This is a genomic window from Candidatus Kryptonium thompsonii, from assembly GCF_001535985.1.
Lineage (GTDB): Bacteria > Bacteroidota > Ignavibacteria > Kryptoniales > Kryptoniaceae > Kryptonium > Kryptonium thompsonii.
The window spans coordinates 22,846-29,023 of record NZ_CZVS01000023.1; the positions used below are offsets into that span (position 1 = coordinate 22,846).

6 protein-coding genes and 1 pseudogene are annotated in these 6,178 nt (G+C 37.6%); 3 read left to right on the forward strand and 4 right to left on the reverse strand.

Features of this window, described 5'->3' with window-relative positions; genetic code table 11:
• Positions 1 to 29: 29 nt before the first annotated feature.
• A complete protein-coding gene (locus AWW78_RS04280; protein WP_047134305.1) occupies positions 30 to 2,072 on the reverse strand; it encodes a S9 family peptidase in 2,043 nt (680 codons plus the stop codon).
• 349 nt (positions 2,073 to 2,421) lie between these two features.
• Between AWW78_RS04280 and aroF the strand changes: the two genes are divergently transcribed.
• From aroF to AWW78_RS04300, 3 genes are read left to right on the forward strand one after another with little or no spacing between them, the layout of a single operon-like run.
• Positions 2,422 to 3,444, forward strand: a complete 1,023-nt coding sequence (gene aroF, locus AWW78_RS04290) for a 3-deoxy-7-phosphoheptulonate synthase (RefSeq protein ID WP_047134307.1) — start codon at positions 2,422 to 2,424, stop codon at positions 3,442 to 3,444.
• Positions 3,445 to 3,458: 14 nt separating this feature from the next.
• Positions 3,459 to 4,550 carry a prephenate dehydrogenase gene (locus AWW78_RS04295; RefSeq protein ID WP_047134308.1) on the forward strand — a complete coding sequence of 364 codons (1,092 nt, stop codon included), beginning with the start codon at positions 3,459 to 3,461 and terminating at the stop codon, positions 4,548 to 4,550.
• On the forward strand, positions 4,547 to 5,140 hold the full coding sequence (locus AWW78_RS04300; RefSeq protein ID WP_047134309.1) for an AAA family ATPase: 594 nt from the start codon (positions 4,547 to 4,549) through the stop codon (positions 5,138 to 5,140). The genes AWW78_RS04295 and AWW78_RS04300 overlap by 4 nt, the downstream gene beginning before the upstream one ends.
• Here the strand turns inward: AWW78_RS04300 and AWW78_RS04305 are convergent.
• The 3 genes and pseudogenes from AWW78_RS04305 to AWW78_RS10530 all read right to left on the reverse strand — a co-directional run.
• Positions 5,107 to 5,679 (reverse strand): hypothetical protein, encoded by a 573-nt coding sequence (locus AWW78_RS04305; protein WP_047134310.1) that lies wholly within the window; start codon positions 5,677 to 5,679, stop codon positions 5,107 to 5,109. The two genes, AWW78_RS04300 and AWW78_RS04305, sit on opposite strands and share 34 nt — an antisense overlap.
• A gap of 40 nt (positions 5,680 to 5,719) precedes the next feature.
• A complete protein-coding gene (locus tag AWW78_RS04310) occupies positions 5,720 to 5,944 on the reverse strand; it encodes a hypothetical protein (protein ID WP_047134311.1) in 225 nt (74 codons plus the stop codon).
• A gap of 30 nt (positions 5,945 to 5,974) precedes the next feature.
• Positions 5,975 to 6,178 (reverse strand): annotated as a pseudogene (locus tag AWW78_RS10530) (TPM domain-containing protein); the annotation flags it as partial.

Here is a 6,178-nt window from a genome sequence, read left to right on the forward strand (position 1 = left end):
AGGGTTATTCACAAAAATATCCTAAACTTTTATTTCTTCAAATACATATCAAGCCAATCAAAAACGGTCGTCCACCACAACTTCGCATTTTGTGGTTTTAAGATATGATGTCCCTCATCTGGGAAATAAAGCATTTTCGATGGAACTCCCATCCTTTGTAAAGCTGTGAACATCATAAACCCTTGGCTGACATCAACTCTGTAATCGAGCTGTCCATGAATCACAAGTGTTGGCGTTTTAAAATTCTTAACATAATAACTTGGCGACCATTTCTTATACAGTTCAGGGTTCGTCCATGGCGTCCCTTTAAACTCCCATTCTGGAAACCACAACTCCTCGGTTGAACCATACATACTTTGAAGATCAAATACGCCAGCATGCGAAACAAGGCATTTAAATATACCTTTATCATTATGCCCAGCGATCCAATTGATCATGTACCCACCGTAAGAAGCTCCAGCAGCACCAATTCTATTTTTGTCAACGAAATCAAAGTTCTTTATGACATAATCAACACCTTTCATTAAATCCTCAAAAACTTTCCCACCCCAATCTCCACTTATCTCATCTGTAAACTTTTGCCCGTAACCCGTTGAACCGCGCGGATTTATCATCACAACGACATAACCTCTCGAAGCAAACATTTGAGCGTTCCATCTATAATGGAAATGATCAGCCCACATCGACTGTGGTCCTCCATGAATTAGAAAAACAGCGGGATATTTTTTACCTGACTCAAAAAATGGCGGTTTCAGAATAAACCCATGTACTTTTGTCCCTCCAGCACCAGCAAACCAAAAATCTTCAAGCGCGTTCATCTCAAGTTGTGCGAGCAAAGAGTCATTATGATGTGTCAACTGAATAACTTCAAAGCTTGCAAGATCAAGACGATAAATTTCAGCTGGCTTGTTTATCGATTCTCTCTTAAAAATTAAGAATCTACCATCAGGAGTTATTCCAATTTCTGTGTTATAGCTTTTCTCCGTTATCTGCTTAATTTCCCCAGTTTCAACATTAATCCTATAGATTGAATTATAACCTTGATCCTCCGCAGTGAAAAATATAAACTTGCTATCTGGAGACCAAATAACTTCTTCAACTGAGCGATCAAATTTTTCTGTTAAGTTAATCGTTTTTCCAGTCTTCCTTTCATAAAGCATCAATCTATATTTATCGGACTCAAAACCAGCTCTAAATTGTGCCCTGTAGGCTATGTATTTTCCATCGGGTGAATAAACCGGCTGATTATCATTTGCTTTATTTGTAGTGATTCTTTTTATATTTCCACCCTCTGGAGTAGTGATAAAAAGATCATTGTTGGTGCTTATAGCAATCATCGTGTCGGTATTCCGAACAAAACAAATCTCCTTCCCATCTGGTGAAAAAGCGTAATCAATTTTTCCGCCAAGATCTATCGGTGGCGTATCGTAATCTCCGGGTGTCACATCAACAATTCTCCCAGTGTTAACTTCAACTGTGAATAAATGGCTTCTTTTATCGTCAATCCACCTGTTCCAAATTCTAAATGGCAACCTTGTAAAGAATTTCGCCTTAACTTTGCTTGCCTCCCTCTCTTTTTCTCTCTTTGAATTACAATCATTATCGGGACAATCGGGATAAACTTGCGACACAAACGCAAGGTATTTTCCATCTGGCGACCATATAACACCATCGGCACCAAGAGCTATATCTGTCATATTTTTAACTTCACCGGTTTCAAGTTCAATGACATAAACCTGTGGTTCTCCATCACGCGTTGATATGAAAGCGATCTTCTTTCCATCTGGAGACCACGCCGGAGAATAATTTGAGCCTTCCCCTTTTGTTAACTGTTTAATTTCTCTTCCATCAATTGAAACAAGGTAGATATCCCTCTGCCCTTTGTTTTCCTCCATGCTGTAAGATGTAATAACGTAGGCAACCCATTTTCCATCAGGTGAAATAGTTAGATTTGAAATCCTTTTCATAGCCCAAAGGTCTTCAACTGTTATAGGTCTTCTTTGAGCATACAATGGTGAAATGAGTAAGATAATCAGAAGATAAATTAAGGTGAGATAAAATTTCCTCGGCATGGTTAAAAACGATTTTGTTTTTGATACGGCTAAATTTTAATCAAAATTAAAAACTAATCCAACACTCTTGCAAAATGTCAACAAAATTTATATATTTTAGCAAAAACTAAGATACCGTAAAGGAACTCAAAAAAATGAGCCAAGCAACCCCAAACATCGCAACTTTGACTATTGTGAATTTTGTTTCTTACCGCGTTTCCCTCCGATTTAGTCTCAACCACGCCAATTATTTTGCCCAGTGGTGGCGTAACCACTGGGCTTAATATAAACTCCACCCCCAAAATCAGCCATATTTTTCACAACTTACATTTTTAAACAAAAAAACCAACATAAAAATGGAGGTGAAAATATGATAGTTGTTATGGAACCTGATGCAACGGAGGAAGAAATTCAAAATGTGATAAAAATTTTAAACGAATATGGTTTTGATGTCCACCGTTCAACCGGCGTTACAAGAACTGTACTTGGTGCGATAGGAGTAAAACCGGAATTTGATCATAGAAATATCCAACTTTTACCGGGCGTTGCGGAAGTTTATAGAATAACAGAACCATATAAACTTGCAAACCGTGCTTTCAAGCATGAAGGGACAGTTATAAACATAAATGGTGTAAAAATAGGTAGCAACATCGAAGAAATAGTCGTGATGGCTGGCCCATGCGCTGTTGAAAGCGAGGAACAAATATTCATAATAGCCAAACATGTAGCTGAACAAGGCGCTAAAATCTTAAGAGGTGGTGCATTCAAACCCAGAACTTCGCCATATTCATTTCAAGGGCTTGGTGAAGAAGGATTGAAACTTTTAAGATCAGCCGCTGATGAATACGGACTGCTTGTTATCACCGAAGTTCTTGATACCAAAGATATAGAACTTGTTGCAAAATACGCAGATATACTTCAAGTCGGCGCAAGAAACATGCAAAACTTCCCATTATTAAAGGAACTTGGCAAAATTGATAAACCTGTAATGTTAAAAAGAGGATTTGCTGCAACAATTGAGGAATGGCTCATGGCTGCTGAATACATACTCGCTGGAGGAAATCACAATGTCATACTCTGCGAAAGAGGGATTAGAACCTTTGAAACATCCACGAGAAATACGCTTGATATAAACGCAATCCCAGTTATACACAAAAAAAGCCATTTACCAATTGTCGTCGATCCATCACACGCAACGGGAATAAGAGATAAGGTTATACCTGTGGCAAGAGCTGCAATCGCAGCGGGAGCTGATGGATTGATCGTTGAAGTTCATCATCAACCAGAAAAAGCAAAATCAGACGGACCTCAATCTCTCTATCTTGAGCAATTCACACAACTTATGAACGAAATAAGAAAAATAGCAGAGGCGATAGGAAGAAAAATCCAATAAATTTTACCCAAACTATGACATTTAGAAAAATCTCAATCATTGGAACCGGCTTAATTGGCGGGTCAATTGCCCTTTCTTTAAAACAATCAAAGGGATATGATTTTATAATTACAGGGTTTGACATTGATCCGAGCTCCCTGGACATCGCACTTGAACTTGGCGCAATTAATAAAAAAGCCAACTCAATTGAAGAAGCAGTAAATGATGCCGATGTTGTTTTCCTATGCACACCGATCAAGGAGATCTTACAACAAATTCATATAGTATCAAAGCATGCAAAATCTGGAACGATAATAACCGATGTCGGGAGCGTCAAAAAAATTGTCTTGAAAGAGGCTGAAAAAATTAAAAATGATGTTTATTTCATTGGTGGTCACCCGATGGCTGGATCAGAAAGAAAGGGTATATCTTCCGCAGACCCGTTTCTCTTTGAAAACGCGGTCTATGTATTATGTCCAAACTTCAATGTCCCGATAAAGGTTGTCAATGAATTCATTGAACTTATAAAATTAACAGGCGCAAACATAATCTTGCTTGATCCCGAAATTCACGACGGAATAGCAGGATATATCAGCCACCTACCACAATTAATCGCCGTCCTGCTCGTCAATACAGTCGGAAGCATGGGAACAGATTACCTGTCATTATCAGGAGGCGGATTTAAGGACTTAACACGGATCGCATCAAGTCAATTTGAAATATGGCATGATATAATCTCATTCAACAGAGAAAAGATAATTGAAGCGCTTGACAATTTTATTAACGGACTTAGTAAATACAGGGAGATTATTAAATCCAACAAAATAGGTGAATTAAAACCCGAGTTCGACAATGCTTTTAAACTTCGCAATGAAATCCCATCAAGCCGAAAGGGCTTCCTTAATGTCTTGCACGATGTGTTCATAATGGTTGAAGATAAACCAGGTGTTTTAAGTAAAATCTCAACCGCATTATACGAAGGTGGATTAAACATAAAAGATATCGAACTCCTGCGTGTAAGGGAAGGGATAGGCGGAACATTTCGACTTTCGTTTGGAAGTGAAAATGAAGCAAAAAAAGCCACAGAGATAATAAGCAAATTAGGCTATAAAATTTTTACGAGATGATAGAAAAAGTTTTAAACATATTTAGAAAAAAGCTTGAACAGAGGGAAGAATTTGAAATAAAAATAACACCAAGAACTTTGGTCGTCCTATGCGGGGTTGCTGGAAGCGGTAAATCAACATTTGCTAAAAAATTTTTTAAGCGAACTCAAATAGTATCATCTGATCACTGCAGAGCCATGATCTCTGACAATCCAGCAAATCAAGCGGTATCAAAACATGCCTTTGATCTGTTTTATTTCATAATCGAGAAAAGATTGCTCGTCGGGAAATTAACAGTTGCGGATGCGACATCGCTTTCAAAAGAAACAAGACGACAGTTAATTGAGATAGCTAAAAAATATGGATTTAAAGTTGTAATAATTGTCTTTGACATCCCACTTGAAATTTGTATAGAAAGGGACAAGAAAAGACCAAGAAAAGTCGGGGAGCAAGTTATACGAAATCAATATGTAAATTTCATTGAAGCAAAAAAATCAATTCCAACCGAAGGGTTTGATGAGATTTTCATTTTAAACGAAAAAACGCTCGACACAGCAATCGTTAAGGTTATCCCACCTTACACAACTCCAAACAACTCTGCAAGCCTTTGATTTTTCTTCAACACAACGATTAAAAAATTCTGCAATGAGTAAACTTCAACTGCAAAAGCAGGAAATCCAAGAAATCCAAGTAGTGGCATTTCAAAAATCCTCGGACCTGCAAATGGAATGGGCACAGTATAAATCCATTTACCAATAGCCCAATAATTCCAGAATTCCCAAAGCACACCGCATATTAAACCAGCGAGAAATAGAGAGAATAGCGTCGTCAATTTGCCATTCTCAAACTCTTTGAACAAACTTTCCCCTCCAAGTTTGTAATTCAACGGCTCAAGAAGAAAAGCAAAACCAACCCAAACTAAAGCAAAAAGATAAGAAGCTACTTCGGATGGTAAAAGCAAGGGAACAATCAAAAAGATTAAACCTAAAGCAAAATAAACCGATAATTTTTTATCCGTCGGCTTCGATGGTTTTTTGCTCACATTTTTAAAAATTGGCTTGATAAGTTGATTCGTCTCAAGTATGGCAGGAAAAATCGTCGCAAACGACCACACATAACCAACAGTTCTCGCGAGCGCACTTTCAGGCAATCCAATGTAATACCAGTTTTTAAGATGAAAATTATACGCTTCAAAAACAGCATATAACCGACCACGGCAACATAATTAAAAATTCAACCGTCCGAGTTTTAATTAAGGAAGTTTTGTAAAGTTTGAAATTCAAGGCATCGATGAAAAGGATGTACCCAGTCCAAACAATCGGGGTGAAATAAATTCCAACAATTTTAACTTTAAGAAAAAGCAAAACCTCAGCGATCAAAATTATAAATATCCCCAAATACCCATAAAACGGCATAACTTCTAAGTGCTTTATTTTTCAATATCGTCATCTTATTTCCACTTCATTTGACAGTTCATTTCTATCATCAGGCTTTATCGGAAAATGTTGCAAAAGTATTCCACCGATCTCATCAAGTCCTTCCATAATTCCTTCAAGATATTTACCCTGCTTAAACTGTTCAGCTATTTTATCTGCGATCTTTGGCCTTGTTTCGTTTTCGCCTTTTTCATTTATCCCTTTATCCGCCAC

What these genes read in the sequence shown, in the direction of transcription:
- AWW78_RS04280 (WP_047134305.1), bottom strand. Translation starts at nt 2,072, where the DNA reads ATGCCGAGGAAATTTTATCTCACCTTAATTTATCTTCTGATTATCTTA.
- aroF (WP_047134307.1), top strand. Translation starts at nt 2,422, where the DNA reads ATGATAGTTGTTATGGAACCTGATGCAACGGAGGAAGAAATTCAAAAT.
- AWW78_RS04295 (WP_047134308.1), top strand. Translation starts at nt 3,459, where the DNA reads ATGACATTTAGAAAAATCTCAATCATTGGAACCGGCTTAATTGGCGGG.
- AWW78_RS04300 (WP_047134309.1), top strand. Translation starts at nt 4,547, where the DNA reads ATGATAGAAAAAGTTTTAAACATATTTAGAAAAAAGCTTGAACAGAGG.
- AWW78_RS04310 (WP_047134311.1), bottom strand. Translation starts at nt 5,944, where the DNA reads ATGCCGTTTTATGGGTATTTGGGGATATTTATAATTTTGATCGCTGAG.